Here is a 24187-nt window from a genome sequence, read left to right as displayed (position 1 = left end):
CCGCCCGTCTTCACGGCAGCGGGGTGTCGAGTTCGTCCAGCACGATCTGGTGCACGACCGGGTCGAGGTTGACGGCGGCGTGGCCGCTGAAGTCGAGCGGGGCGCGGTCCTGGAGCAGGATGTTCCTCACCGAGTCGCCGGTGAGGAAGCTCGACGTGTACGGCGTGACCACCATGTCGAACCTGGTGGCGATCACCGAGTAGTCGACGCCGGGCACCGTGTCGCCGCCGTCGTTCAGCTTCTTCATGAAGTCGGAGTCGACCATCTGCTGCTGGCAGGCCTGGCAGACGAGCGCGACCGCGGGGCTGAGCCCGAGCAGCCGGGCGAGGTTGACCAGCCCGAGGGAGCTGGTGCCGTGGTTGGACGGCGTGACCCCGATCAGCTTCTGGACCTTCGCCGCGCCGTTCAGGAACTTCAGGTAGTAGCGCGGCATCATGCCGCCCTGCGAATGACCGACGATGTCCACCTTGGACGCCCCGGTCGCCGCCAGCACCGCGTCGACGAAGTCGGACAACTGCTGGGCCGACTGGGCGATGTCCCCGTTGCCGTAGAGCGGCCCCGCGCCCGGCACCCGGCCGTAGTTGAGCGCGAAGACACAGTGGCCCCGCGCCTTCAGCTTCGGCGACAGCGTCACCCAGTTGCCGGCCATGGTCTCCCACGTGCCGTGAACCAGGACCACCGGACGCGGGCGCAGCGGCGACGGCTTGCAGGTCCAGATGTTGGCCCCGAGGGGCGAGATGTCGGCGGCGGCCGGCGCGGCGGTCAGGCCGGAACCGGCGGCCAGCGTCAAGGCCAGCGCGGCGGCCCGCACCGCGACCCGGCGCACACCATGATTGATGGTCATGCCTCAATTGCGGAGCCTGACCAGGGGTTATCAGCGCAGCAACCGCCGTCCCAGATGATCACTTGCAGTGATCGTTACGCTCACTGAGGCAAGCCCTGGTAGTCGGCCGGCCCGGCGATCTGACCCCCGTCGCCGGCGATCTCGGCACCAGTGACGAACCGGGAGTCGTCGCTCGCGAAGAACACCACGATCGCGGCGATGTCGTCCGGCTCGCCGACGCGTCCGAGCGCGACGTTCCGGGTGTCGAAGACGACGCCGTCGGTCATCGGCGTGCGGATCTGCCCGGGGTGGACGGCGTTGACCCGGATGCCGAAGACGCCCAACTCCAGGGCGGCGGTCTTGGTGAGACCGCGGACACCCCATTTGGAGACGACGTACCCGGACATCCTGGGCACGCCCTGGAGCGCGCCGACCGAGCCGATGTTGACGATCGAACCGCCGCCCGCCCGTTTCATCGCCGGCACCACGGCCTGGATGCCGTTGAAGACGCCGACCAGGTTGACGTCGAGGGTGCGCCGCAACCGGGCGGCGTCCCACTGCTCCAGCGGGGCCGGGTCGGCGACGCCCGCGTTGTTGACCAGGACGTCGACCGAGCCGAACCTCTCCTCGGCACGCCTGACGACCTCGGCCCACTCCTCCTCCGACCGCACGTCGAGCCGCTCGGCGACGACGCGCGGGCCGAGCCCGGCCGCCAGGGCCAGCGCCGTGTCCACGTCGACGTCGGCGACGACGACGTTCGCGCCCTCCGCCGCCAGGCGCCGAACCGTGGCCGCGCCCATGCCCATGGCCCCGCCGGTGACGATGGCCGTCTTTCCCGCCACACGATCCATCGTGGGCTCCTTTCCGACGATCGCGTCGCCGGTCACGTCGAGTGGTCGATGGGTGATGTGTCACCCAAGAAGGATGATGCATCACCCTTTCTCAAATGGCAAACGCCGCATGTAACCCGTTCATGCCGCCCCGGAAGGGGTGACATGTCATCGACGAAGGATTCGGTAGCCTGAGCGGATGAACGGATCCGGGGAGCTGGGCGAGCGCGAGCGGCGCGCCTGGTACGCCTTCCTCACGATGCAGGAGGACCTGCGCCGCCACATGAACCGGCAACTCCTCCAGGACACCGGCCTGTCGCTGGCCGACTACGCCGTCCTCAGCACGTTGTGGATGCAGGACGACAACACGCTGCGCGTCTACGAACTGCGCGAACGGCTGCGGTGGGAGAAGACCCGGCTCACCCACCAGATCTCCCGGATGGTCACGCGCGGGCAGGTCGAGCGCAACCCCTGCGCCGACGACCCGCGCGGACAGCAGGTCGCCCTCACCCCGGCCGGGCACGAGGCCATCACCAAGGCCGTGCCACTGCACATCGAGTACGTCCGCCGCGTCTTCCTCGACGTCGTCACCCCGCGTCAGCTCGACACGCTGGCCGTCCTGTCGGAGGCCGTCCTGGACAACCTCGGCACCGGCGAGGACCCGGCCGACACCTGAGCATGCTCGCACCGAGGACGGGTGACGCGGACCCGCGCGCCGGGGTGGCCCACGGCCGTCCGTGTCCGTCGGCGGTGGCGAGCACGAGGTAACGGTTGTCACCGGGCAACCGGGAGACCACCTCGTCGCGAGATCACATCAAAACAGAAGAGGTGGCGTGCTGAAAATTTCAGCTCCTTTCGTCGCGGCGGTGCGGGCATCCCCGGTGGCACGTACGGAATTCGGCCAATACGCCTCTCGGCGGGCCGTGCGCCTTTCTTGACAGGCGTGCGCACGCCTGTCTACCGTGACCGCGAAATCAGGATGTTAGCGATAACAGCACGTCGTTTTCGCCTCTCTTGCCGCCGGGCCCGATCAAGCGGCGCCGGCCGTCTCCCGGCACGAGAATTCGGCATCCGTCCTGCCGGATCAGCGCGGGCATTCGCCGCCCGGAAGGGACGAAAGGAGCCCGGTCTCCCAGCGGCGCGTCCCCGGCACCCGACCCCCCAGAGGAATTCACGTGATCACACGAACTCGATCGGTTCTCGCCGCCGCAGGGGCCGCGGCGCTCGTCATCCTGGCCTGGGGTCCCGCGGCGTCGGGTCACAGCGCCGCCGCGCCCTCGGGCGACCTGGCCGTCATGGCCGCGACCGCCGGGTGCGGCAAGACGCCCACCCTGCGCAGCGGCACCTACACACTTCAGCACAACGGCAAGAGCCGGTCGTACATCCTGCGGGTCCCGGACAACTACGACAACAACCGCCAGTACCGCCTGGTCTTCGGGTTCCACTGGCTGAACGGCACCGCCACCGACGTGGCCACCGGGCAGACCGTCCAGCGTGACGTGTGGTCCTACTACGGCCTGCAGCGGCTGGCGAACAACAGCGCCATCTTCGTCGCGCCCCAGGGGCTCAACAACGGGTGGGCCAACTCCGGCGGTGAGGACGTCACGCTCGTCGACACCATCATCAACCAGATCGAGTCCGACCTGTGCGTCGACACCACCCAGCGGTTCGCGGTCGGGTTCAGCTACGGCGGCGCCATGTCGAACGCGCTGGCGTGCGCGCGGCCCAACGTCTTCCGCGCGGTCGCGGTGCAGTCGGGCGCGCAGTTGAGCGGATGCGGCGGGGGCACCCAGCCGATCGCCTACCTGGGCATCCACGGGCTGCGCGACAACGTGCTGGCGATCTCGCAGGGGCGGACGTTACGCGACCGGTTCGTCCGCAACAACGGGTGCACGGCGCAGAACCCGCCGGAGCCCTCCCAGGGCAGCCTGTCGCACCGGGTCACCACCTACTCCGGTTGCCAGGCCGGTTACCCGGTCGCCTGGGCGGCCTTCGACGAGGGCCACATCGCCGCCCCGCAGGACGGCGCGACCGGTGACAGCGGATCACGGACCTGGGTGCCGGCCGAGGTGTGGCGGTTCTTCACGCAGTTCACCTCGCCCACACCCTCCCCCTCGCCTTCGCCTTCGCCTTCGCCGAGTCCGTCGCCGAGCCCCTCTCCCAGTCCTTCGCCGAGTCCGGGCACGGGGGCGTGCCGGGTGTCGTACACGATGAACGCCTGGAACAACGGGTTCACGGCCGCGATCAGGATCACCAACACCGGCTCGACGGCGCTGAACGGCTGGTCGTTGCGCTTCACCCTGCCGTCGGGGCAGGTCATCACCGGCGGGTGGAACGCCGCCTACAGCCCGGCCGGCGGGGCGGTGACCGCCACCAACGTCGGCTACAACGCCAACCTGGCGGCGGGCGCCACCCTCGACATCGGCTTCCAGGCGACCCACACGGGCAACACCGCGGCGCCGACGTCCTTCACCCTGAACGGCTCCTCCTGTACGAACGCCTGACGGCCGGCCCGCGAGGGGATGGGCGTCTCCATCCCCTCGCGGACCCGATTCGCGCGAATGCGGGGACCCGTTTCCGATCGGGCATCGCAACCATAAATTGACCTGTCACGAGGTCTTATCGACCGGTGACGGGCTAACGTTTGCGAGCGTTAACAGAAATTGAACCGAGGGAGAAAGTAATGGCCGGTTTCCCCAACGGTCCGAAGGCATCGTCCGCCGGTGACGCCCCGCCCATCACCCGGATCGATCCGACGATCCCTCACCCCGCCCGCGTCTACGACTACCTCCTCGGCGGCAAAGACCACTTCGCCGCCGACCGGGAGGCCGGCGAGCAGCTCATCAAGTTGTCGCCGGGCACCCGCGAGGGCGTGCGCGCCCACCGGGCCTTCCTCAGCCGGGCCGTGCGCCACCTCGCCACCGAGGCGGGCATCTCCCAGTTCCTCGACATCGGCACCGGCATCCCCACGCAGGGCAACACCCACGAGATCGCCCAGGCGGTCAACCCCGCCGCCCGGGTGGTGTACGTCGACAACGACCCCATCGTCCTGGTGCACGGGCGGGCGCTGCTGACCAGCAGCGACGAGGGCCTGACCACGGTCATCGAGGCCGACCTGCGCGACCCCGGCCACATCCTGTCGCACCCCGAGGTCGGCAGGGTGCTCGACTTCTCCAAGCCGGTCGGCGTCATCATGGCCGGGGTGCTCCACTTCATCACCGAAGGCGACAAGCCCGGCGAACTCGTCGAGCGCTACAAGGCGGCCGTGCCGTCCGGCAGCCACCTGCTGCTGTCGCACATCACGCTCGACTTCGCGCCCCAGGTGGAGAAGGACGAGTTCACCAAGCCCTACGACAAGGGCCCGGCGTCCATGGTGCCGCGCACCCACGCCCAGGTCACGAGCTTCTTCGACGGCTGGACGCTGCTGCCTCCGGGCGTCGTCGAGGTCGTCACCTGGCGGCCCGACGAGGACGAGTACCAGGCCCCCATCCCCGGCGGCGGGCACGCGTGGGCGTACGGCGGCGTGGCCGCCAAGCCGTAGCGCCCCAGAAGGCGGCGCGGACGGTCGCGCCGCTGACGTCGCCGGCGTACGCGCCGCACAAGTAGGCGACGGCCCCGGCGATCTCGCCGGGGCGGCCGAACCGGTCGACGTCGTTGGGCACCACTCCTCGGAGGCGGCCCTTTCGAGGTCCGCCATCTCCTCACAGGTATCCAGGTGGCCTGTGCCGTTCGAGAGGCCGACGGTGGCCGATGTGCGGGTGACCGTCGCCGTCGGGTGTGCGAGGCTCGGCGCGAAGCGGGTGCGCCGGCTCGGCGGCGACCAGGGGCCCGGGACTGGGACGGGTGTTTACCAGCCGAATTTCCAGTACTCGTTCTGGTAGCCACCGGAGACCGCCGGGTATACCGCGCGGGTCACGTCGGTGTACAGCGCCCACTTTCTGCCGGGGTTGCCGCGCCACTGGTAGAAGACGACGTTGCTCCAGCCCGTGCCCTGCGCGTACCACTCGGGGTCGAGGGCGGTGGTGGCGCTGTCGCACTCGGGGGTCGTCCTGACCCTGTTGCCGGAGTAGACGAACGCGAGGCACCTCTTCGTCGCCTTGTTCTGGAGGGCGACGATGTCATAGGCGGGGCCGTTGGGCCCGCTGCGCAGTTGGAGGAGCGGCTTCCAGATCTGGTGGTCGTTGGTGTCACGGGCGCTGCAGGGCAGGGTGTACACCTCGCCGGCGAAATTGCTGTCCAGGCATTCGTTGGTCAGCCTGCTTCTCAGGATGCTCTCGCCGACGTAGTCGGCGGCCTGGGCGGGCGTGGGCAGTGTCACACCCACAACCAGCGCCGCCGCGGCCGCGGCGATCCTTCGAACACGGTTGATGCCGTTACCAGACATGTTCCCTCGCTGTCGGTTCAGGAAGGACGCCTTCCGCGGGCGTCTCGGATTTCCCAAAGGCGTATACAAACCGGTTCGGAGTGCCATGTGGTGTACGGCAGATGAATGATTCATTGTCGCGAGACGACGACAAGGCCGAATGGTGACATGCATTACCGCCAGAACCTCCCACCGACAACATGAGAGTGGCTCACAGGGACTCGGCGGGGTTCCCCGTTGTCAACATGCGGGATCTCACCGCCTCCTTACGGCTACCCTCACCTGCGGACTCCGCCATTGGATGGGGCGCCCGCAGTGATGTCCCATTCCGCAAGCGTGGAACGGATGGTCCGCGAAGAGAAAGCTCCGGCCATCGAAGCGGGTTTCAACGCGCCGGTCGACCGGCATGCCGCGTAGCCGTTCCGTTCATATTCAGAGAATCGGCACTCCCCTTAGGTGAACGATGCACCTGTCGAATGCGGGTGGATCCGGATGCCGACGCCGACCGGTACAAGGGCGAAGGGGTGAATTCCGGCGGTGGCCGTCAGCGCGCCGGCCACGTCGAGTATGAGGTGGGCCGCTGATCGGCATCCGAAGAGATCCGCACCCGCCACCACCGCTCCACCCCGGCCGTCGACAAGGATCGATTCCAGTGTGCCCGCGGACTCCTGGGTGAACGAGGGGCCGCCAGATCCCGGGTCAGCCGACCTCCACGACCGGGCTCCTCATGGGGCCCGGCACCCATGAGGACCCGCGATTACCGCATCGTTCATCCGCCCCGCCGATTTCCGGTGACGAAGATGAACGGAATAGGCGCACCGCCGATTCGAGGTTCTCGATGTGCGACTCTCCCTGCTCAGGTTCGTGAAACGGAGGCCGGTGCGGCTCCGTCGTGCCGAAGCGAGGCGTAAGGAAGCGATGAGATCTTCCGCGTTGACATCTGGAGACCGGTCGAGTAGCGCGGGAGCGCTCTCATGGTGGCGGCGAGACATTCTCACGTTGACACACGCGGATTTCCGCCACATTCAACGGACGCTCTTCGTCTCATCAATGAATGCGCTCACGTGGCCACTTTCACCATTGATCTCTCTCGTCATCCCGCCACGGTGAGTCGTTCACCCGCCGTACACCGAATCGCATTCTGGTGGTGATTGCATTCGCGATTGAAAGACACGCCATATGAGCGTCCCGACTGGGAGCGAGGAAGAATGCCTTCTACCGGCAGCGACCGGGCGATGGAGCGGGGAGCGTATCGCCGTCTCCGGGCGGTGATCGCCGCGCTGGTGATCGCCGTCGTGGCGCTGGCCGCGACCGGGGTGCGGCCCGCACCCGCCAAGGCCGTGGGCTACGTCGGCGTCAACGTGCCGCGGAACGTTCAGACCGGGCGCTCCCTGGACAGCGACTTCCAGGGCCGGGTGTACACCTCGCCGTGCGACAACAACGTCGCCAACGTGTTCTGGGAGCCGCTCTTCCGGGGCCACATCGGCGGATACGACTACGTGACGCTCAAGAACGCGGCGACGGGCCGCCGCGTGGGCAAGATCGAGACGTCCGTCCAGTGCGACGAGGACCCCACCCGGGACTTCAGCTTCGCGGCGGCCGGCCCGTCCGGAGTGATGGCCGTCCACTCCGACTACGCCGGCGGGCCGGCCAAGGTCGACTACGGCAACCGGCAGCGGGAACCTCAGCCTCTGAGCGCATGATCCAGGCCTGAGAGCGTGCCGGGTTCGGCCTCGTCGGCCGGTGGACCGCACGTGCGTCTCCCCATCCGCCACCGGCGAGGCCGCGGTTCTCCAGCGCCCCGCGCGGAGTCATCCGGCGGCGCTGACCGAGTGGTCGCGGCAGGCGTCACCCGATCCGGCATCGTTGCCGGCCGGTGCGGACACTCCGATCTCTCGGGCCTTTCATGGCAATCTCCCGTTTCCGCAGCCCGCTGGGGCGCCATTCCTCCTTTCCCGCTGCCGCGCACCTCGTCGGTGGTGACGGCCCGATGTGATCAATACGGCCCACGGCAGGCCGCCGGTGGGCTCCTCACCCGTACATATGGAGGGACAGTGACCTTGATCGGCGGAAAGATCCGAAGATCGGGCAGGGTCGTGATCGCCCTGCTCGTCATCCTGACGCTGGTCCTGAGGCCCGGCTTGGAGCCGCTGGCCCACGCCGCGACCACCAGGGTCTCTTTCACCATCGAGTTGCCCGCCGGCTTCGACCGGGCCGAGATGCAGGCCTATGTCGCGGAGCTCAACGGGCGCAACGATCTGCTCAGCGACACGATTCGGGAGGAGCTCACCCGTTATCCGCTGGAAGGCGCGCCGAGGCGATTCTCGGGTGACTTCGACGGTCAACTGACCGTGACGGGCACGGGGATCTCCCTGACGATGGAATCCGACCAGGCGAGCATCAACGCCCCGTGGTGGGCCGACGTCATGGTCGGCGTCGCCGGGTTCGCCGCCGGGTTGTTGATCCGGGGCCAGTGCGTGTTGGCCATGAACTCGATCGGGGTCCCGTTCTCCATCACCAAACCGGGCTGCGCCGCGCTCGGCGCCGGCCTGGGCACGTTCTTCTCCCAGACGATTTGGATGTACCTGGACGGGGCGCTGGACGACAGGGACAGATGGAAAAAGGCCGCCTGTCTGGCGGTGGGCGCCGCGATCAGCGCGGCGGCATGGGAAGCCGGAATCGGCGACTACGTGAACGCCCGCAACCTGGGTCAGGTCGGCGCCGACATCAAGGGGGTGCTCGATTCGGCCGCGAACGCGATCCGGGGTTGGTGGTCGTCGCTCGCGACGGCGATGACGGACGCCGGCGCCTGGATCTCGACCCAGATGGGAGCGCTCGGCAGGGGCATCCAGGACGCCGCCATCGAGCTCGGCCGGCTGCACCCGAGCAATCTGCGGGTCATGCCCATGGGCGACTCGATCACCGTGGGCTACGGCGGAATCGGCGACAGCACGGAGAAATACGTCGGCTACCGGCGCGAACTGCTGAGCCGGCTCCAGGCGGCGCGTCACTCGGTGGACTTCGTCGGTACCCAGGACTCGGGCGCGGGCTCCATCTCCGACTCCGACCACGAAGGTCACGGCGGCTGGCGGATCGACCAGATCGACGACATCGCCGAATGCGCCGTGCGCCGCCACCGGCCCAACGTCGTCCTGCTGCACATCGGGACCAACGACATGAACCGGAACTTCGACATCGAGAACGCCCACCTGCGGCTCGCCGCCCTGATCCGCAAGATCACCAACGCCGCTCCGGAGACCACGGTGCTGGTCAGCGGTCTCGTGCCGTCGCAGGACGATGCGATCAACGCGCGGATCGCGATCTACAACTCCCGCATCCCGACCATAGCCAGGACCCTCGCCGCCGAGGGCAGGCGGGTCCGCGCCCTCAACATGGGCGCCGTCACGGTGGCCGACCTGAGGGACAAGCTCCACCCCGGCCAGGCCGGCTACGACAAGATGGGCAAGGTCTTCAACACCGCCATCATCGGGGCGCTTCGCGACCGCGTCATCGCCAACCCGGTCGCCGGAAACCCGTCGGCGTGCGAGATGCCGCAGCCGGTGAGTCCCTCGGAGGGCTGGAACCACATCACGCAGATCTCCGCGGGCTACGGCTATCCGCGTGACTGGGTGCGTTTCGCCGACATGGACGGCGACGACCGCGACGACTACCTGATCGTCCAGGACCTGGGGCAGGTCCGGGGCTGGCTGAACGGCGGCGACGGCCGGAGCTGGACGTGGCGGGGCGAGCTCAACGCGGGCTACGGCTACCCGCGTGACTGGGTGCGCTTCGCCGACATGGACGGCGACAACCGCGACGACTACGTGATCCTCCAGGACAAGGGGGAGGTCAGGGCCTGGCTGAACAACGGCGACGGCCAGAGCTGGACGTGGAAGGGCGAACTCGCCGGCTACGGGTATCCCCGTGACTGGGTGCGCCTGGAGGACGTCAACGGCGACGGCCTCGACGACTACGTCGTCATCCAGGACCACGGCGAGCTGCGCGCCTGGATCAACAACGGCCCCGGCAAGGACTTCACCTGGAAGGGCGAGATCAACCCCGGCTACGGCTACCCGCGCGACTGGGTCCGCCTGGAGGACGTCAACGCCGACAAGAAGGTCGACTACCTCGTCGTCCAGAACAACGGCCAGGTCCGCGCCTGGCTCAACGACCTGGGCGGCAGAGGCTGGATCTGGCAGGGGCAACTCATCGGCGACGTCGGAGTCGACCGCGACAACGTGCGACTGGCCGACGTCGACGGCGACCGGAAGACCGACTACCTGGGGATCGGCCCCCTGGGCCAGATCGGCGCCTGGTTCAACGACCGCTATCCCGGTGGCCCCACCCCCGGCAACCCGGCGCCGGTCGACCCCGGCCCCCCGCCCGCCAGCCCCGCACAGGGCTGGGAACACATCGTGCAGATCTCCGCCGGCTACGGCTATCCGCGCGACTGGGTGCGCTTCGCCGACATGAACGGCGACAACCGCGACGACTACCTGGTCCTCCAGGACCTCGGGCAGCTCCGCGGCTGGCAGAACGACGGCGACGGCCAGGGCTGGACGTGGAAGGGCGAACTCAATCCCGGCTACGGCTATCCCCGCGACTGGGTGCGGCTGGCCGACATGAACGGCGACAACCGCGACGACTACGTCATCCTCCAGGACCTGGGCCAGGTCCGGGCCTGGCAGAACGACGGCGACGGCCGGAGCTGGACGTGGAAGGGCGAGCTCAACCCGGGCTACGGTTACCCGCGCGACTGGGTGCGCCTGGAGGACGTCAACGGCGACGGCCTCGACGACTACCTGGTCCTCCAGGATGAGGGCGAGCTGCGCGCCTGGATCAACAACGGCCCAGGCCAGGGCTGGACGTGGAAGGGTGAGATCAACCCGGGCTACGGCTATCCCCGCGACTGGGTGCGCCTGAAGGACGTCAACGGCGACCGGAAGGTCGACTACCTCGGGATCGGGCCCTTGGGTCAGATCGGCGCCTGGTTCAACACCCGTTACCCCGGCACCCCGGACAACCCGCCGACCCCCCTCCCACTCCCGCCCGACTGGAAGCTGCCGCTCTGCGTCGCCAACCGCTGCCCGTGACACCTGGCTGAACGACCGCCGACCGGCTGAGCGAGGCGAGGCCATCGGTGCCGCCGGAGGTCGAGCGTGACAACGTCGGCACCCCCGCAGGGTGATCCCCTGCGGGGGCGCCGGCCGACGTCGCCCAGCTTCATCGAGTACGCGGCCGGCGATCGGGAGTCCCTTCCCTACGTCCGGCCTCCCGGGGAAGGCGAGGTCGTCGCCGACGGTTGGCGGATCATCGACCTGACGGTCGACCGGTTCGAGCCCACGGATGAGTCACTGCATCCGTGGCCGGACGACCGCAGGGCCCTGTACTGGTGGTCCCCCGACTTCTGGCGTCCCCGCGCCGACGATCGCCGCCCCGCGTAGCGGTGACCCCCGTTCTCGCCCGTTAGCGCACGACCGGGCGGCCGATTCCAGTTCGGCGCGGGCTTCCGGCAGCCGGCCGCGCCGGGGCAGGAGCTCGCCGGGCGCCTCGTAGAGAACACCATCCGGTCCGGTCGGCGTGACCTCGTGGCCGGCCGTGGCGGGCGACTCGGCGACACGCCTTCACCCGTACCGGTCCGTGACGTCAGATCCAGCCTTCCTCCCAGGCACGGTGGGCCGCGGCGTGGCGGGAGGTGACGCCGAGTTTGCTCATCGCCGCCGACAGGTAGTTGCGCACGGTGCCCGGCGCCAGATGCACCTGGGAGGCGATCTCCTGGATCGAGGCGCCGGTCCGCGAGGCCCGCAACACCTGCAGTTCCCGGTCGCTGAGCGGGCAGTTTCCCTCCGTCAGCGCCGAGGAGGCGATGTCGGGGTCGACGTAGCGCCGTCCGGCCGCGATGTCGCGGATGATCTGGGCGAGCCGGGCGGCGGGCGTGGTCTTGGGGACGAAGCCGCTCACTCCCGCCGACAGCGCACGGCGCAGTACCGCGGGCCGTGCGTGCCGGGTGACCAGAATGATCTTCGTGGTGGTCTCGGCGAGGATCTCCCGGGCGGCGTGCAGGCCGTCGGCCGGCGGCATCTCCAGGTCCAGCACGGCGATGTCCGGGCGGTGCTCCAGCGCCAGCCGTACCGCCTCGGTCGAGGTCGCGGCCTCGGCCGTGACGGTCAGGTCGTCTTCGAGCTCCAGCAGCGCGGTCAGGGCGCCCCTGATCAGGTCCTCGTCGTCGGCGATCAACAGCCGGATCATCGTGCCTCCAAGGGCAGGCGGGCCACCACGACGAACCGGGCGCCCTCGCGGCGCCAGGTCATCTCGCCGCCCGCGGCCTCGATCCGCTCCGCGAGTGTGCGCAGACCGGTGCCCGTGCCGGGTTCGGGCCCGTCGTTCGCGCCGTCGTTGGCCACCTCGAAACGGGCCTGGCCGTCGGCGACCCGGTAGCTGATCTCGGCGTGGCGGGCACTGCTGTGACGCAGCACATTGGTGGTCGCCTCACGCATCACCAGGCCGAGCAGGCCTCTGCGGGAGGCGGGTAGCCGGTCGGGAGAACAACCCAGGTCCATCCGGGCGTCGATGCCGGCGGCGGCCAGGACGCTGGTGGCGTTCGCGATCTCCTCCTCCAACGTGACACGGCGATAGCCCTGGACGACGGCCCGGGTGTCGCGCAGGGCGTCGGTGGCCAGCAGCCGTACCGCGTCCATCTCCTCGGCCGCGCGCCGGGGGTCGGTACGCGCCAACCTGGCCGCCAGCTCGCTCTTGAGCGCGATCACCTGCAGGTGATGGCCCTGGATGTCGTGGAGGTCCGCGGCGAAGCGCAGGCGTTCGTCCCTGACGGCCAGTTGGGCCGCCATCGCGCGGGCCGCGTTCAGCCGCTCGGCGAGGTCCCACGCCCACAACATGCCCAGGTTGACCCAGCCGGTCAGGAGCACGAGCCCGGCGGGGAACGCCGCGGCGAACACGATCTGGTGGTGCGACACCGCGGCCACGAAGCCGCCCAGGAGGGCCGCGATGGCCGCCGCGGAGGTGATCAGGACCAACCGGCGGCGTCCGGACAGGAACATCGCGACCACGGAGACCGTCAGGGCGGGGGCGAACGACCACACCCCGTACTCCCGTCTGACCAGCAGGATCCCGCCCAGCAGCACGGCGCCCGCGACCCCCGCCGCCAGCCAGGGGATCGGCGGCCCGCCGTAGGCCCGGCCCTCGGTTCGCGGAAGCCGGTGGCCGGCGCTCACCACGATGGCGACCAGCGTGACCGCCAGCGCGATGACGGCGGCGAGCCGGACCGGGACCGGGACATCCGGTTCGACGATCCGGCTGCTGACGCTGTAGACCAGCAGGAACGTGCTGAGGCCGATGAGACTCCACCATGTGTAGCGGCGCAGGCCCGTCAGTCCCGTCCCCGGATCGGCCATTCCGTTGCTCACCTGCCCATTGTCCCGGCGTCGCCTAGACCATGAAGACCAACTGGGCGGCGATGACGACGTCGACGACACCGCACCATTCGGCGAAGGAGCGGGCCACCACCTTGTCCCGCTTGAGATGGACGAAGTCCCAGACGCCGTGGAGGAACCATCCGGCCGCCACCAGGTAACGGCCGAACTCCACGTCCACGATCAGGCCCGCCAGGGCGAACCCGCCGAACAGGAACATGCCCAGGGCCTGGAGCCGGAAGTCGCCGTCCCTGCCCATCTGGCCGTCGGCGACGGCCCAGAGCAGGATGACCAGCGCGAGCGCGGCGAAGACGGCGGCCGGCGGGATCACGTCGAACAGCCGCAGTCCCACCACGGCGACCACGCCGATCACCAGGCCCGGCCAGGTGGCCTGACGTCTGCCGAGCTTGGAGACCGTGAGGTAGAGCAGCGGCAACACCGGCAGGACGTGAGCCAGGGCGGCCACGCTCTCGGGCGAGCCGCCGTCGCCGAAACCCACGGCAGAGGCGGCCAGCGCCAACGCGGTCGGCCAGCGCCGCGTCAACCAGCCGATCCGTCGCGAAGAGGTTGTTTCCGTGTACGGGGTGGGGGTGTCCATGGGTCCAGCTTCGGGCCGCCCACCAGGGCGCGAGTAGTGCCGGAACCGCACCGGACGGCGTGGAGATGTCACCCGATCTCGTGACATCTGTCATTCGTGGTCATGCTCGGGGGGTGAACTGGGCCAGATCGTAGATGCCGAGGCTCTTCTCGATGTCGGCCACCTGGTCGACGACGCCCGCGAATCCCGCCGTGCCGAAGCGGCGGTGCTCCTCCGCCTCGAAGATGTCGCCCATCTCGTTGAACCGGTCCGCGGAGACGACCTCACGCAGGGCGGGGAAGACGACGGTGTCCTCGCGCGCCTCGTGCGGCTCGTACATGCGCACGAACGCGGTCAGGTCGGCGGCGAGGGCCCGGCGGGCCTGCGCGGACGGGGTCGTGCCGGTGGCCTCCAGGATGCGGCCGGTCACCGTGCGTCCGCGTTGATGCTGCTGGAGCAGGATCGTGACCGTGTCGGTGAGCTTGCCCGCGGCGACCAGGGGCGGGAAGACGTACTGCTCTTCCAGCCGCTCGTGGTACTCCTCGATGAAGGACCGGATGAGGCCCGCCGAGGCGTGCAGCTCCACGGTCGGCACGGTTCCGCCGGTGTCGATACGCCGGACGCCCTCCCGGTAGATCAGCAGGACACGCTTGAGCACACCGTGCTCGCGCATCAGATCCTCAGGCGGGGTGACGGGTTCGATCCGCTCCGCCGTGGTCGCGGCGTCGGTCGTACGTGCGCCGCACGCCGTCAGCGCCGACCCGCAGACCACCGCGACCGGCAGGCCGAGCAGCGCGCGGCGGTGCACCAGCGGCCCGTCCGTTCGGTTGTGCTGTTCCACCGGCCCCTCCGGTTCGTCTCCTGTACGTCCGCCACGAAGATGCCCGGGTCATGGCGATCGGATACGACGAATCGGGTAATGCCTGATCAATCCCCCAGGAGAACGCTCCGATGCCCTGGTCAGCCCGTGGGTTCAGGGAGCCGGGCCGCACGGTCATGGGTGCGCGCGGAAGCGAACCGTCCCGTGGCGATCAGGAACACGACGAGGGCGAGCGGCACGATCCACCCGCTCCAGCCGAGGATCGTCGCCTGCGTGGTGTCGACGTGCTCGCCGGCCTTGGCGAAGACGAGGTAGGTCCCGCCCGCCCCGTTGAACGCGGCATGCGCGAAGGCCGCGGGCCACACGGACCCCGATCGGAGCCGCAGCCAGCCGAAGACCGCGCCGACCAGGATGCACGTGCCGACCATCGCGGTCACGCCGAGCCAGCCCGGCGCATCCGGGTAGTTGTAGCCGAGGAGGATGAGCGGAGCGTGCCAGAGGCCCCAGATCACCCCCGAGATCAGGACGGCTGGGAGTGCGCCGAGCGGCATCAGTTTCGGCAGCAGCCACCCTCGCCACCCGAGTTCCTCCCCCAGCGCCGGGATGAGGTTGATGAACGCCGCCAAGGGCAGGGCGGCGAGCTGGATGACGACGAGCGTGCCGATCGGTATCGGGATTCCGGCCACCCCGGCGGTGCCCGCTTGCTCGTCGAGGATCCGCTGGAACGCGGAGAAGTGCACGAAATCGGCCGGGTAGACCCCCAGCAGCGCGCCGATCGGGAGCGCCACCAGGACGAGCACGATGGACACGACGATCCCCAGCACCACGTAGCCGAGCAGGCTCCGGACCGGTCGCAACGGCCACAACCCGAGCGTCCACGCCTTCCGCCGCGGCCGCTCGACGAGGAACACGACGACCAGGGCGGCGATCGCGGGGGTCGTCATCGTGGCGGCGGCCACGAGGGTGAACCGGGGGTCGGCGAGTCCGTCACCGAACCAGAGCGGGAGCGCGAGGAGCCAGGCGAGCGCGAACGCCAGGCTGGTGAACACACCGACGGATCGCAGATCGCGGCCGCTCATGCGCGGTCCGCCTCGGGGGGTGGCCGTCACGGCGTCTGCCTTTCGAGGATGCGCAGACCGGCGATGGCGCGGTCGTCGCGGAACACGATCTGCGCCGTGTAGTCGCCCGCCTCCATCGCAAGCGGCGTGTTCGTGATCGTCATGTCGCCGGCCCTGCTGACCTCAGGCTCTCCAAGCCCTTCGAGAGCTCCCGACAGGCCGACGATCTGCGCCCACGCGGCCGCGAGCGTGTCCTCCGACAGGCTGGCGCGCATGCTCGGATCGAACCGCTCGGTGACGCGCGTCCATTGCCCGGATGCGAGGTCCTCGATCACCGAGGCGGCCAGTTCGGCGACGCCGGGAAGGGGCGTGGTGTTCATGGATTCTCCCGTTCTTGGATCGATCGGTCTGCCGTAGCGCTGAAACGCCGCCTGCCGGCTGACCCCGAGCGCGTCACCGATGACCTGCCACGTGGCGCCGTTCTGGCGCGCGTGCTGCACGACGGCCCGCACGACGTCATCGGCCGCCGCCTGCATGCTCACGGCGCGCCCGATCGAGTCGGCCCAGTCGTCGCTCCGCGTCAGGACACGGGAGGCGAGGAACGCCTCCATACGCGCTTTCAAGGCCCGCATCGCCTCTGTCAACGTATCTTGCACGTGTAAACGATACCTTTACAAATGGCCCGTGCGTCAAGAGCGAGGAGCCAGCGGCTCCACGGCGCGCATGGCGTCGGCGATCCAGGCGTAGGGCATGGAGTCGTGGTCCCCCTCGGCCGCGGTCCCGTTGATCAGCGCCACCAGGGAGAGATACCGGCCGTGAGCCCCGTCGTAGGTGGGGCCCCCGGAGGCGCCTTCCTCTTCGGCGATCCGGCGCATGATGTCGGGTATCTGCCGGTATCCGGCGGCCATCCGGTTCCGGACTTCGGGGGTGAGCGGTGTACCGGACAACGCGGTGGCCGCTTCCATGAAGCGTGTGACGACCTGCTGAGCCCAAGGGGACCGGGGAGACTCTCCGGCCCGGTACGCGGCGAGGAGTTCCCCGACGAGCGGCGCCCCGCTCACGTGCACGAAGTCCTGGAACGGCTCGGTCGCCAGGACCCGGGTCTCCGGTGCGGACCAGACGTCCCGCAGGTAGGCGCGGACCGCGTCACGGAACACCGGGTCCGCCACCAGGTCGGCCAGGTCGATCCACGCCTCAAGCTGGGCGGCCGTGGGGTCCGCGGGCAGGGCGGGGCGAATCGTCCGCAACCGGTCGACGACGCTCTCGGGGACGTCCAGGTCCTCGCCGACGTCGTGCCAGAAATCGTCGATGGTCTGTTCGCGTTCCTCATCGGTCATCCGGACGAGCTTGTGCATCAGGTCGGCCTGAGCGGTGCCGCCCTGTTTGATCAGGGTCCTGAGCACCGCCTGCCTGGCCCGCAGGGTGCGCTCCTGGCGCTCGACGAACTCCAGGTGCGTGGTGAGCAGGTCGTGCAGGGTGGTGCCGCCGCCGAGCAGGCGGCGAATCTCCTCCAGGTCGGTGTCCAGCTCGCGCAGGGTGCGGACGAGTTCCAGCCGGGCGACGGCGTGGACGTCGTACATCCGGTGCCCGGCCTCGTTCAGGTCCGTGGGCTCGACCAGCCCGGTGTCGGCGTAGAACCGGACGGCGCTCACGCTCAGGCCGCTTCGGCGCGCGGCGTCTCCGATGGGGTACAGCCCGTGGTCGTTCATGGGGCCACTGTGGTGCCTCAAGCCGCTTGAGGCGCAAGCCTCTTCCTCAGGCGGGGCCGCCGCCGATCCCGACCTCGTTGCCGTCGTGGTAGGTCGCCTTGCGCACGCCGACCTTGTACTGGTGGTCACCCGACTTCTGGCGTCCCTGCGCCGATGGCCGCCGCCTTGCGTAGCAGGACCGCGCGTTCGCGTTCGTTGGTGCACAACCGGGCGGCCGATTCCAGTTCGGCGCGGGCTTCCGGCAGCCGGCCCAGGCGGGTCAGGAGCTCGCCGCGTACGGTCGGGACGAGATGGGAACCGGGGAGTCGGCCGGCGGCGACCAGGTCGTCCACGATGGTGAGGGCCTGGGCCGGGCCCTCGGCCATGGCGACGGCGACGGCGCGGTTGAGGTCGACCAGCGGCGAGGGCGCGACGCGGGCGAGCGCCTCGTACAGCAGCACGATCCGGTCCCAGTCGGTCGCCTCGACCGAGGGGGCCGAGGCGTGGACGGCGGCGATCGCGGCCTGAAGGGCGTAGGGGCCGAGGCCCCGCTTCGCCGCCTTGGCCAGGGCGGCCAGGCCGCGGTGGATCGCCGCCGAGTCCCACAACCGGCGGTCCTGGTCTTCGAGCAGGACCGGGGTGCCGTCGGGAGCGGTTCGGGCCGGGAAACGGGCGGCCGTCAGCTCGCACAGGGCCAGCAGGCCGTGCGCCTCCGGCTCGTCGGGCTGCAGCGCGGCCAGGGTCCGGGTCAGCCGGATCGCCTCGTACGCGACGTCGGGGCGCAGCAGCCGGTCGCCCGACGTGGCCGTCGACCCCTCGGCGAAGATCACGTAGAGCACGCTGAGCACGCCGCCCAGCCGTTCGCGGCGCTCGCCGGGGGGCGGGAGCTCGAACGGCACCCTGGCCGCCGCGATCGTCTTCTTGGCCCGGGTGATGCGGGCCTGCACGGTCGGCACGGGCACCAGGAACGCGCGGGCGATCTCCTCGCTGGACAGGCCGCCGACGACGCGCAGCGTCAGCGCCACCCGGGCCTCGCGGGAGAGCACCGGGTGGCAGCTCACGAACATCAGCGCCAGGACGTCGTCGTCGATCCCCTCGGGGTCGGCCTCCCGCTCGGCCGCCTGCGCGTCGGCCGCCAGCAGGGCGTAGCGGTCGTGGAGGGCGGCCCGGCGGCGGATCGTGTCGATCGCCCGCCGCCGGGCCGTGGCCATCAGCCAGCCGGCCGGGTTGGCCGGGGAGGCGCGCGGCCACGACGTCAGCGCCTCGGCCACCGCCTCCTGGGCGGCGTCCTCGGCCAGCCCGAAGTCGCCGGTGAACCGGGTCAGCGCGGCGACGATCCGGGCCGACTCGATCCGCCAGACGGCCTCGACGTCGGTCGTGCCCATCAGGCCTGGCTGCCGGGCGGGATCTCGTCGGCCTCGGCCACCCGCCGGACCTCGATCTTCGAGCCGCGGACCGCCGGGAAACCGCGTGGCCCACTCGACCGCCTCCCGCTTCGTGGCGACGTCGAGCAGGAAGTAGCCGCCGAACAGTTCCCTGGTCTCGCCGTAGGGCCCGTCGGTGACCACCGGGGTCTCCCGGCCGAAGTCGACGACGACGCCCCGCGCCGGATCGTCGAGGCCCTCGGCCGCGAGGAGGACGCCGGCCTTCATCATGTCCTCGATGAACCGGCCGGTCGCGGCCATCGCCTCGTCGATCGAGGCCATCATGGCCGCGTTGCTCTCGTCGGTGCCCCGCATGATCAGCATGTACCTCGGCATCGTGTCCTCCTCACCCGGCGGGGCCGCCTTCCGGCCCGCACACCCCTTTGTCGAACGAGCGGTCCGTGGATCGACACGGCCGGGAGAAGTCTTCGTCAGGCGGGGCCGCCGCCGATCCCGACCTCGTTGCCGTCGGGGTCGTGGTAGGTCGCCTTGCGCACGCCGTTCTCGTAGGTCTCCCGCTTGACGGGGTCGATGCCGCGCGCGGAGATGCCCGCCACCCGGGTGTCGTAGTCGTCGACGAAGAGGGTCTGCAGGGCGCGGCCCGCCCGCTCGGGGAGGTGCTGGATGTAGAGGTAGCGGTGCTCGGCCAGTTCCCACACGGCCTCGACGTCGTTGGGGAAGAACGCCGGCGGCGTGCCCAGGAGACGTTCGTACCAGTCCAGGGCGCGCCGGTAGTCGGTGACGGGGATTCCCGCGAACAGGTCCATGCGGCCCACTCTAGGATCGCGGCGCGATCACGTGGGGCCGGCCGCCTGATCGTCCAGGTTGGCCGGCACCCGGGTCAGCAACGCGCTCATCGTGAGCATCTCCTCGGCGGAGAATCCGGCGAAGGCCCGGAGGCTGAGCCGGGAACCGCCGGCTTCGCCGCGGTGCGCGCCTCCGGGGACACCCCCTTCGCCCGACGCTGATCCGATGCTTTCCGCGCGTCATCGACCGGGGCGCGCGCCTTCGAGCAGAACGGCGAGATAGCGGCGGGCGGTGTCGACGCGGTCGGCGGGGCTGTCGCCCCTGACGGCCACCGCGTGGGCGATGCCGCACATGAGCGGCACGATGTCGGCCGCGGCGAGGTCGGGGCGGACCGCTCCGGCGGCGTGGGCCCGGTCGAGCAGCGCGGTGCCCGCCGAGGCGAGCGACCGCTTGAGTTCCGTGGTGCGCGGCAGCGCGTCGACGGCCGCGGCGGCGACCGGGGGCAGGGCGGCGTCGGTGACCTGCGCCTCGACCACGCGGGACAGGAAGCCCTCCAGCGCACGCCATGGGTCGGGGTCGGTCAGCGCCTGCTCGCCGTGCCCGGCCAGGGCTTCGAGGCAGGGCGCGGCGACCGTCTCCAGCAGCGCCTCGGGGGTGGCGAAGTGGCGGTAGACCGTGGCGACCCCGAGGCCGGCCCGGTGGGCGACGTCGTTGAGCTGCAACGCGGCGCCCTGGTCGACCAGCTCGCGGGCGGTGGCGACGATCCGCTCCCAGTTGCGGGCGGCGTCCTTGCGCAGCGGTGTGGTCGTCATGGGGAGAGTATCGCGGTTCACCGCCTCGCCACGGGCGCGTGGGTCCGGCTGAGCAGGCTCACGGCCTCGGCGACGCGCGGGTCGGTCGCCGCGCGGATGGGGGTGACCGGACGGGCCCCGGGCCCGATGAGAAGACCGGTCCGGCCGGTCAGCGCCGGGTCGGTGGCGGCGATGATCGACGACTTCGCCGCTCCGGACGCGGGGCCCGAGGTGCTCCGGGCGAACACGCGGCGGACCAGCGGCCACAACAACCGCAGGGGCGGCGAGACGATCTTCGGGTCGGTCATGGTGCCGTCGGTCATGTCGGTCGCCGCGCCCCCCGGATCGGCGGCGAACACCGAGACGCCGGTGCCGTCGAGCCGTTTTGCCAGGTCGAGGGTGTAGGCGAGGTTGGCGAGCTTCGCGCGGCCGTACCAGTGGAAGCCGTAGTAGCCGCCCGGCGGTTCGACGGCGTCGAACCGCGTCCTGGCGGCGCGGACCGCGCCCGAGGTCACGTTCACGATCCTGCTCGGCGCCCCGGCGGTGAGCGCGGGCAGCAGCGACTCGGTCAGCAGGTAGGGCGAGAGGTGGTTGACCACGAACGACGCCTCGACGCCGTCGAGGTCGGCGCGGTCGGCGAACATCGCCCCGACGTTGTTGACCAGCACCGTCAGCGGCTCCCCCGACGCCGTGACGTCGCGGGCCAGCGCGCGGACCTGGTCGAGCGAGCCGAGGTCGGCCGGCCGGAACCGGGCGGGGTGGGCCGGCCGCGTGGCGTCGATCCGGTCGACCGCGCGGGCTCCCCGCCCGGGGTCGCGCCCGACCACGGTGACCGCGAAGCCCGCGGCGGCCAGCCCGAGTGCGGTCTCCAGGCCGATGCCTCCCGTGCCGGCCGTGACCAGAGCCGTCTTCGTCATGTGCCCCTCCGTCCAGAGAAGTGGATGAACTATCCACTTCTCTGGACGGTAGCACAAATGGATGAACTATCCGGTTTCCTCGCCCGTAGTGGCGAAACGCCGGCGGTAGGCGGTGGGCGTGATGCCGAGGTGGCGGTCGAAGACGCGGCGGAGGGTCTCGTCGCTGCCGAGCCCGCTGTCGCGGGCCGCCACGGTGACGCTGTGCCCGTCGAGCAGCAGCCGCTGGGCGTGTTCGAGCCGCACCCGCTCGACCCAGCGGGCGGGCGTGGTGCCCAGTTCGGTGTGGAACAACCGGGTCAGGTGCCGGGTGCTGACGGCCGCCGCCGAGGCCATGGCCGGCAGGCCGTGATCGGCGGCCGGGTCGGCCAGCACGGAGTCGATCAGGACGCGCAGGACGTCGTTGCGCGCGGGCGGAGTGGTGGCCGCGGTGAACTGCGACTGCCCGCCCGGCCGCCGCAGGAAGACGACCAGTTCACGGGCGATGCGGCGGGCCGTCTCGGCGCCGTGGTCGTCTTCGACGAGGGCCAGGGTCAGGTCGATCCCGGCGCTGATCCCGGCCGAGGTGACGAACCGGCCGTCGCGGACGTGGATCGCGTCGGGCTCCACCCGCACCCGGGGATGGCGGCGGGCGAGGAGGCCGGCGTGCCGCCAGTGGGTGGTGGCCCGGCGTCCGTCGAGCAGGCCGAGCCCGGCCAGGACGAAGGCGCCGGTGCACACCGAGGCGACCCGGGTGGCGCCGGCGGCGAGGGTGCGGGCCGTCGCCAACAGGTCGGCGTCGAGGGGCCGCTCGGCCAGGAGGTCGCCGCCGGCCACGAGCGCCGTGTCGATCGGGCCCGCCTCGGCCGCCGTCACGACACCGCTCAGCGGCATGCCGGTCGACGTGACGACCTGGCCGCCGGAGGCGGAGACCAGGACCAGCTCATAGGGGTGACCGGCCCGGCTCGCCTGGTGCAGGACCTCGGCGGGGCCGCTGACGTCGAGCAGGGTCACCCCGTCGAACACCACGAACCCGACACGATGCGTCATGTCTGAATCTGTGGTTGGTCTGTCGGAAAGGACATGGCCCCAGTGTAGGCGCCCGGGGATTCTGGAGTCGTACCGAGAAAGGGAGGAAGATCATGAGCGAGGAGATCGCGGGCATTCCGATCCCCGACAGCCCTCTCGCGCGGGAGGCGAGCGAACTGGTCAGGGAGGCCGCCACGCCGCTGCTGTTCGACCACTCCCGGCGGGTGTTCCTGTGGGGATCACTCCGCGGGCGCGACCAGGGCCTCTCCTACGACCCCGAGTTGCTGTACGTCGGCGCGATGTTCCACGATCTCGGGCTGACCGAGCGGTTCGGCAGCACCGGCCGGCGGTTCGAGCTCGACGGCGCCGACGAGGCGCGGCGGTTCCTGCGGGCCCACGGGATCACCGGCCGGGAGGCCGATCTGGTGTGGACGGCCATCGCCCTGCACACCACGCCGGAGATCCCGCTGCACATGGCTCCGGAGATCGCCCTGGTCACCCGGGGGGTGGAGCTCGACGTGCTGGGCATCGGCTACGACGCCGTCTCCGCCGGGCAGCGGGCGGCCGTGGTCGGCGCCCATCCGCGCCCCGACTTCAAGAAGCGCATCCTGGCCGCGTTCACCGACGGGATCAAGGACCGCCCCGAGACGACGTTCGGCAACGTCAAGGCCGACGTGCTGGCCCACTTCGTGCCCGGGTTCGTCCGGGGCGACTTCGTCGAGGTCATCGAGAACTCCGCCTGGCCCGAGTAGGTCAGGCGATGCGCTGGATCATGGTGTTGCTGATCTGGTAGCGGTATCCGGCGTCGAGCACGGCCCGGTCCTGGAAGTCGCTGGTGCCGAACGGCGTGCCGTATAGGTAGACGTTGGCGACGGCCTCCTGGCCGGTCGCCTCCTGGACGCGGCGGCGCGGCTCGGCCAGTTCGCGTGCCACGTCGGCGGCCGTGACGATGCCGCCGATCGGCGTGTGGCTGCCGGTGTGCGGCACCACGACGTGGCGCTGCCCGATCTCGGCGACCTCGTCCCAGGTCAGGGCCAGGCGGTCGTAGGACAGCTCCTCCTCCACCAGGTCGATGTCGTGGGCGTCGGCGAAGGCACGCTGCTCGGCGGGCGGGCAGTCGACGAACCTCGTGATGATCGGGAACCACGCCGTGAGGCCGAGCTCGTCGCAGATGGGGGCCGCCACCGTGTGGTTGTTGCGGTAGCCCTCGTAGAAGACCGGGATGAAGCCGGGCCGGTCCAGGCCCCACTCGCCGGTGGCGTAGAAGTGGTCGAGGTCGGCCACGGTGACGCTCGAGAACGCCTTCGCGTAGGCGGCGAGCTCCGCGCGGAGCTGGTCGGCGGTCGACTCCGGCGTGTTGTGGTAGTTGACGACGCGCAGGTGACGGCCCTCTTCGAGGGCGGTGCGGTAGTCGGCGAATCCCATGTCAGTCCTCGCTCCGGTCATCAGAGGGGAAGAAGTGCACGCGGGCCACGACGGTGACCACCGACGCGAGCGCCGCCAGGTCGTCGTCGGCCGCCTCGGGGCGGACCTCCGAGGCGTACCGGCCGGTCAGGTCGGCCAGGGCGGGGCCGTCGGCGCGGTCGGCGGCGGGCCGCGACGGGCCGCGCAGGTCCTCCAGCGCGAGGAACATCGGGATGCCCTCCCGCTCCAGTGCGCGCCGTTCGTTCTCGGCGAGGATCGCGCCCGGGTCGGGGTGCGGGGTGAGACTCAT

Annotated in this window: 24 protein-coding genes and 1 pseudogene; 7 read left to right on the top strand and 18 right to left on the bottom strand. The window is 70.4% G+C overall.

The genetic code is table 11. The features are described from left to right. Positions 1–10: 10 nt before the first annotated feature. Together AW273_RS23900 and AW273_RS23895 are read right to left on the bottom strand one after the other, a co-directional pair. Positions 11–844, bottom strand: a complete 834-nt coding sequence (locus AW273_RS23900) for an esterase/lipase family protein (RefSeq protein WP_062352104.1) — start codon at positions 842–844, stop codon at positions 11–13. A gap of 80 nt (positions 845–924) precedes the next feature. Then, the gene (locus AW273_RS23895) at positions 925–1674 is read right to left on the bottom strand and encodes an SDR family NAD(P)-dependent oxidoreductase (protein ID WP_062352150.1); all 750 of its coding nucleotides are present in this window, start codon (positions 1672–1674) and stop codon (positions 925–927) included. A gap of 178 nt (positions 1675–1852) precedes the next feature. Here AW273_RS23895 and AW273_RS23890 point away from each other — a divergent pair, with 178 nt between their 5' ends. From AW273_RS23890 to AW273_RS23880, 3 genes are all read left to right on the top strand, one after another. Further along, on the top strand, positions 1853–2329 hold the full coding sequence (locus tag AW273_RS23890) for a MarR family winged helix-turn-helix transcriptional regulator (RefSeq protein ID WP_062352101.1): 477 nt from the start codon (positions 1853–1855) through the stop codon (positions 2327–2329). Positions 2330–2828: 499 nt separating this feature from the next. Beyond that, positions 2829–4157, top strand: coding sequence for a CE1 family esterase (locus tag AW273_RS23885; RefSeq protein WP_232327561.1), 1329 nt, complete (start codon positions 2829–2831; stop codon positions 4155–4157). 179 nt (positions 4158–4336) lie between these two features. Beyond that, positions 4337–5194 (top strand): SAM-dependent methyltransferase, encoded by an 858-nt coding sequence (locus tag AW273_RS23880; RefSeq protein ID WP_062352098.1) that lies wholly within the window; start codon positions 4337–4339, stop codon positions 5192–5194. Positions 5195–5500: 306 nt separating this feature from the next. Here AW273_RS23880 and AW273_RS23875 read toward each other — a convergent pair whose 3' ends face one another. Then, positions 5501–5971: an RICIN domain-containing protein gene (locus AW273_RS23875; RefSeq protein WP_062352095.1), complete on the bottom strand. Its 471-nt coding sequence runs from the start codon at positions 5969–5971 to the stop codon at positions 5501–5503. Positions 5972–7224: 1253 nt separating this feature from the next. Here AW273_RS23875 and AW273_RS23870 point away from each other — a divergent pair. The 3 genes from AW273_RS23870 (at position 7225) to AW273_RS23860 (ending at position 11460) form a co-directional block, all read left to right on the top strand. Continuing rightward, positions 7225–7719, top strand: coding sequence for a ricin-type beta-trefoil lectin domain protein (locus tag AW273_RS23870; protein WP_157556081.1), 495 nt, complete (start codon positions 7225–7227; stop codon positions 7717–7719). A 351-nt stretch (positions 7720–8070) separates the two neighbouring features. After that, positions 8071–11109, top strand: a complete 3039-nt coding sequence (locus tag AW273_RS23865; protein ID WP_062352089.1) for an FG-GAP-like repeat-containing protein — start codon at positions 8071–8073, stop codon at positions 11107–11109. Positions 11110–11175: 66 nt separating this feature from the next. After that, on the top strand, positions 11176–11460 hold the full coding sequence (locus AW273_RS23860) for a hypothetical protein (protein ID WP_062352086.1): 285 nt from the start codon (positions 11176–11178) through the stop codon (positions 11458–11460). 202 nt (positions 11461–11662) lie between these two features. On the opposite strand, the gene AW273_RS23855 is transcribed toward AW273_RS23860, so the two are convergent. The 13 genes and pseudogenes from AW273_RS23855 to AW273_RS23800 form a co-directional block, all read right to left on the bottom strand. After that, positions 11663–12265, bottom strand: coding sequence for a response regulator transcription factor (locus AW273_RS23855; RefSeq protein ID WP_062352083.1), 603 nt, complete (start codon positions 12263–12265; stop codon positions 11663–11665). Beyond that, positions 12262–13440: a sensor histidine kinase gene (locus AW273_RS23850; RefSeq protein ID WP_062352080.1), complete on the bottom strand. Its 1179-nt coding sequence runs from the start codon at positions 13438–13440 to the stop codon at positions 12262–12264. The genes AW273_RS23855 and AW273_RS23850 overlap by 4 nt, the downstream gene beginning before the upstream one ends. Before the next feature lie 22 nt (positions 13441–13462). Beyond that, positions 13463–14044, bottom strand: coding sequence for a hypothetical protein (locus AW273_RS23845; RefSeq protein WP_062352077.1), 582 nt, complete (start codon positions 14042–14044; stop codon positions 13463–13465). 100 nt (positions 14045–14144) lie between these two features. After that, positions 14145–14864 (bottom strand): hemerythrin domain-containing protein, encoded by a 720-nt coding sequence (locus AW273_RS23840; RefSeq protein ID WP_198168314.1) that lies wholly within the window; start codon positions 14862–14864, stop codon positions 14145–14147. A gap of 119 nt (positions 14865–14983) precedes the next feature. Beyond that, the gene (locus AW273_RS23835) at positions 14984–15922 is read right to left on the bottom strand and encodes a CPBP family intramembrane glutamic endopeptidase (protein ID WP_062352074.1); all 939 of its coding nucleotides are present in this window, start codon (positions 15920–15922) and stop codon (positions 14984–14986) included. A gap of 26 nt (positions 15923–15948) precedes the next feature. Beyond that, positions 15949–16512: a DUF3887 domain-containing protein gene (locus AW273_RS23830; protein ID WP_062352071.1), complete on the bottom strand. Its 564-nt coding sequence runs from the start codon at positions 16510–16512 to the stop codon at positions 15949–15951. A 78-nt stretch (positions 16513–16590) separates the two neighbouring features. Continuing rightward, complete coding sequence (locus tag AW273_RS23825; protein ID WP_062352068.1) at positions 16591–17610, bottom strand: MerR family transcriptional regulator; 1020 nt, start codon at positions 17608–17610, stop codon at positions 16591–16593. A 125-nt stretch (positions 17611–17735) separates the two neighbouring features. Next, positions 17736–18974 (bottom strand): RNA polymerase sigma factor, encoded by a 1239-nt coding sequence (locus AW273_RS23820; RefSeq protein WP_232327563.1) that lies wholly within the window; start codon positions 18972–18974, stop codon positions 17736–17738. 87 nt (positions 18975–19061) lie between these two features. Continuing rightward, a pseudogene (locus tag AW273_RS38765) lies at positions 19062–19328 on the bottom strand (YciI family protein); the annotation flags it as partial. 116 nt (positions 19329–19444) lie between these two features. Next, positions 19445–19780: a VOC family protein gene (locus AW273_RS23815; RefSeq protein WP_062352065.1), complete on the bottom strand. Its 336-nt coding sequence runs from the start codon at positions 19778–19780 to the stop codon at positions 19445–19447. 219 nt (positions 19781–19999) lie between these two features. Then, a complete protein-coding gene (locus AW273_RS23810) occupies positions 20000–20572 on the bottom strand; it encodes a TetR/AcrR family transcriptional regulator (RefSeq protein ID WP_062352062.1) in 573 nt (190 codons plus the stop codon). Positions 20573–20589: 17 nt separating this feature from the next. Further along, positions 20590–21468, bottom strand: a complete 879-nt coding sequence (locus AW273_RS23805) for an SDR family NAD(P)-dependent oxidoreductase (protein WP_062352059.1) — start codon at positions 21466–21468, stop codon at positions 20590–20592. A 66-nt stretch (positions 21469–21534) separates the two neighbouring features. Next, a complete protein-coding gene (locus AW273_RS23800; RefSeq protein WP_062352056.1) occupies positions 21535–22494 on the bottom strand; it encodes a GlxA family transcriptional regulator in 960 nt (319 codons plus the stop codon). 92 nt (positions 22495–22586) lie between these two features. Here AW273_RS23800 and AW273_RS23795 point away from each other — a divergent pair, with 92 nt between their 5' ends. Then, positions 22587–23225 (top strand): HD domain-containing protein, encoded by a 639-nt coding sequence (locus AW273_RS23795; RefSeq protein WP_062352053.1) that lies wholly within the window; start codon positions 22587–22589, stop codon positions 23223–23225. A 1-nt stretch (position 23226) separates the two neighbouring features. Here AW273_RS23795 and AW273_RS23790 read toward each other — a convergent pair whose 3' ends face one another. Then, positions 23227–23898 (bottom strand): polysaccharide deacetylase family protein, encoded by a 672-nt coding sequence (locus AW273_RS23790; protein ID WP_062352050.1) that lies wholly within the window; start codon positions 23896–23898, stop codon positions 23227–23229. Position 23899: 1 nt separating this feature from the next. Beyond that, the gene (locus tag AW273_RS23785) at positions 23900–24187 is read right to left on the bottom strand and encodes a hypothetical protein (RefSeq protein WP_062352047.1); all 288 of its coding nucleotides are present in this window, start codon (positions 24185–24187) and stop codon (positions 23900–23902) included.

The sequence above is a fragment of the Herbidospora yilanensis genome (genome assembly GCF_001570565.1).
Lineage (GTDB): Bacteria > Actinomycetota > Actinomycetes > Streptosporangiales > Streptosporangiaceae > Herbidospora > Herbidospora yilanensis.
Note: the sequence above shows the minus strand (reverse complement) of the source record. Positions and strands in the feature narration are given on the sequence as shown.

What these genes read in the sequence shown, in the direction of transcription:
- AW273_RS23825 (WP_062352068.1), bottom strand. Translation starts at nt 17,610, where the DNA reads ATGAACGACCACGGGCTGTACCCCATCGGAGACGCCGCGCGCCGAAGC.
- AW273_RS23855 (WP_062352083.1), bottom strand. Translation starts at nt 12,265, where the DNA reads ATGATCCGGCTGTTGATCGCCGACGACGAGGACCTGATCAGGGGCGCC.
- AW273_RS23790 (WP_062352050.1), bottom strand. Translation starts at nt 23,898, where the DNA reads ATGGGATTCGCCGACTACCGCACCGCCCTCGAAGAGGGCCGTCACCTG.
- AW273_RS23900 (WP_062352104.1), bottom strand. Translation starts at nt 844, where the DNA reads ATGACCATCAATCATGGTGTGCGCCGGGTCGCGGTGCGGGCCGCCGCG.
- AW273_RS23835 (WP_062352074.1), bottom strand. Translation starts at nt 15,922, where the DNA reads ATGAGCGGCCGCGATCTGCGATCCGTCGGTGTGTTCACCAGCCTGGCG.
- AW273_RS23785 (WP_062352047.1), bottom strand. Translation starts at nt 24,187, where the DNA reads ATGAGTCTCACCCCGCACCCCGACCCGGGCGCGATCCTCGCCGAGAAC.
- AW273_RS23795 (WP_062352053.1), top strand. Translation starts at nt 22,587, where the DNA reads ATGAGCGAGGAGATCGCGGGCATTCCGATCCCCGACAGCCCTCTCGCG.
- AW273_RS23810 (WP_062352062.1), bottom strand. Translation starts at nt 20,572, where the DNA reads ATGACGACCACACCGCTGCGCAAGGACGCCGCCCGCAACTGGGAGCGG.
- AW273_RS23880 (WP_062352098.1), top strand. Translation starts at nt 4,337, where the DNA reads ATGGCCGGTTTCCCCAACGGTCCGAAGGCATCGTCCGCCGGTGACGCC.
- AW273_RS23870 (WP_157556081.1), top strand. Translation starts at nt 7,225, where the DNA reads ATGCCTTCTACCGGCAGCGACCGGGCGATGGAGCGGGGAGCGTATCGC.
- AW273_RS23815 (WP_062352065.1), bottom strand. Translation starts at nt 19,780, where the DNA reads ATGGACCTGTTCGCGGGAATCCCCGTCACCGACTACCGGCGCGCCCTG.
- AW273_RS23890 (WP_062352101.1), top strand. Translation starts at nt 1,853, where the DNA reads ATGAACGGATCCGGGGAGCTGGGCGAGCGCGAGCGGCGCGCCTGGTAC.
- AW273_RS23820 (WP_232327563.1), bottom strand. Translation starts at nt 18,974, where the DNA reads ATGGGCACGACCGACGTCGAGGCCGTCTGGCGGATCGAGTCGGCCCGG.
- AW273_RS23800 (WP_062352056.1), bottom strand. Translation starts at nt 22,494, where the DNA reads ATGACGCATCGTGTCGGGTTCGTGGTGTTCGACGGGGTGACCCTGCTC.
- AW273_RS23805 (WP_062352059.1), bottom strand. Translation starts at nt 21,468, where the DNA reads ATGACGAAGACGGCTCTGGTCACGGCCGGCACGGGAGGCATCGGCCTG.
- AW273_RS23895 (WP_062352150.1), bottom strand. Translation starts at nt 1,674, where the DNA reads ATGGATCGTGTGGCGGGAAAGACGGCCATCGTCACCGGCGGGGCCATG.
- AW273_RS23845 (WP_062352077.1), bottom strand. Translation starts at nt 14,044, where the DNA reads ATGGACACCCCCACCCCGTACACGGAAACAACCTCTTCGCGACGGATC.
- AW273_RS23830 (WP_062352071.1), bottom strand. Translation starts at nt 16,512, where the DNA reads ATGGAGGCGTTCCTCGCCTCCCGTGTCCTGACGCGGAGCGACGACTGG.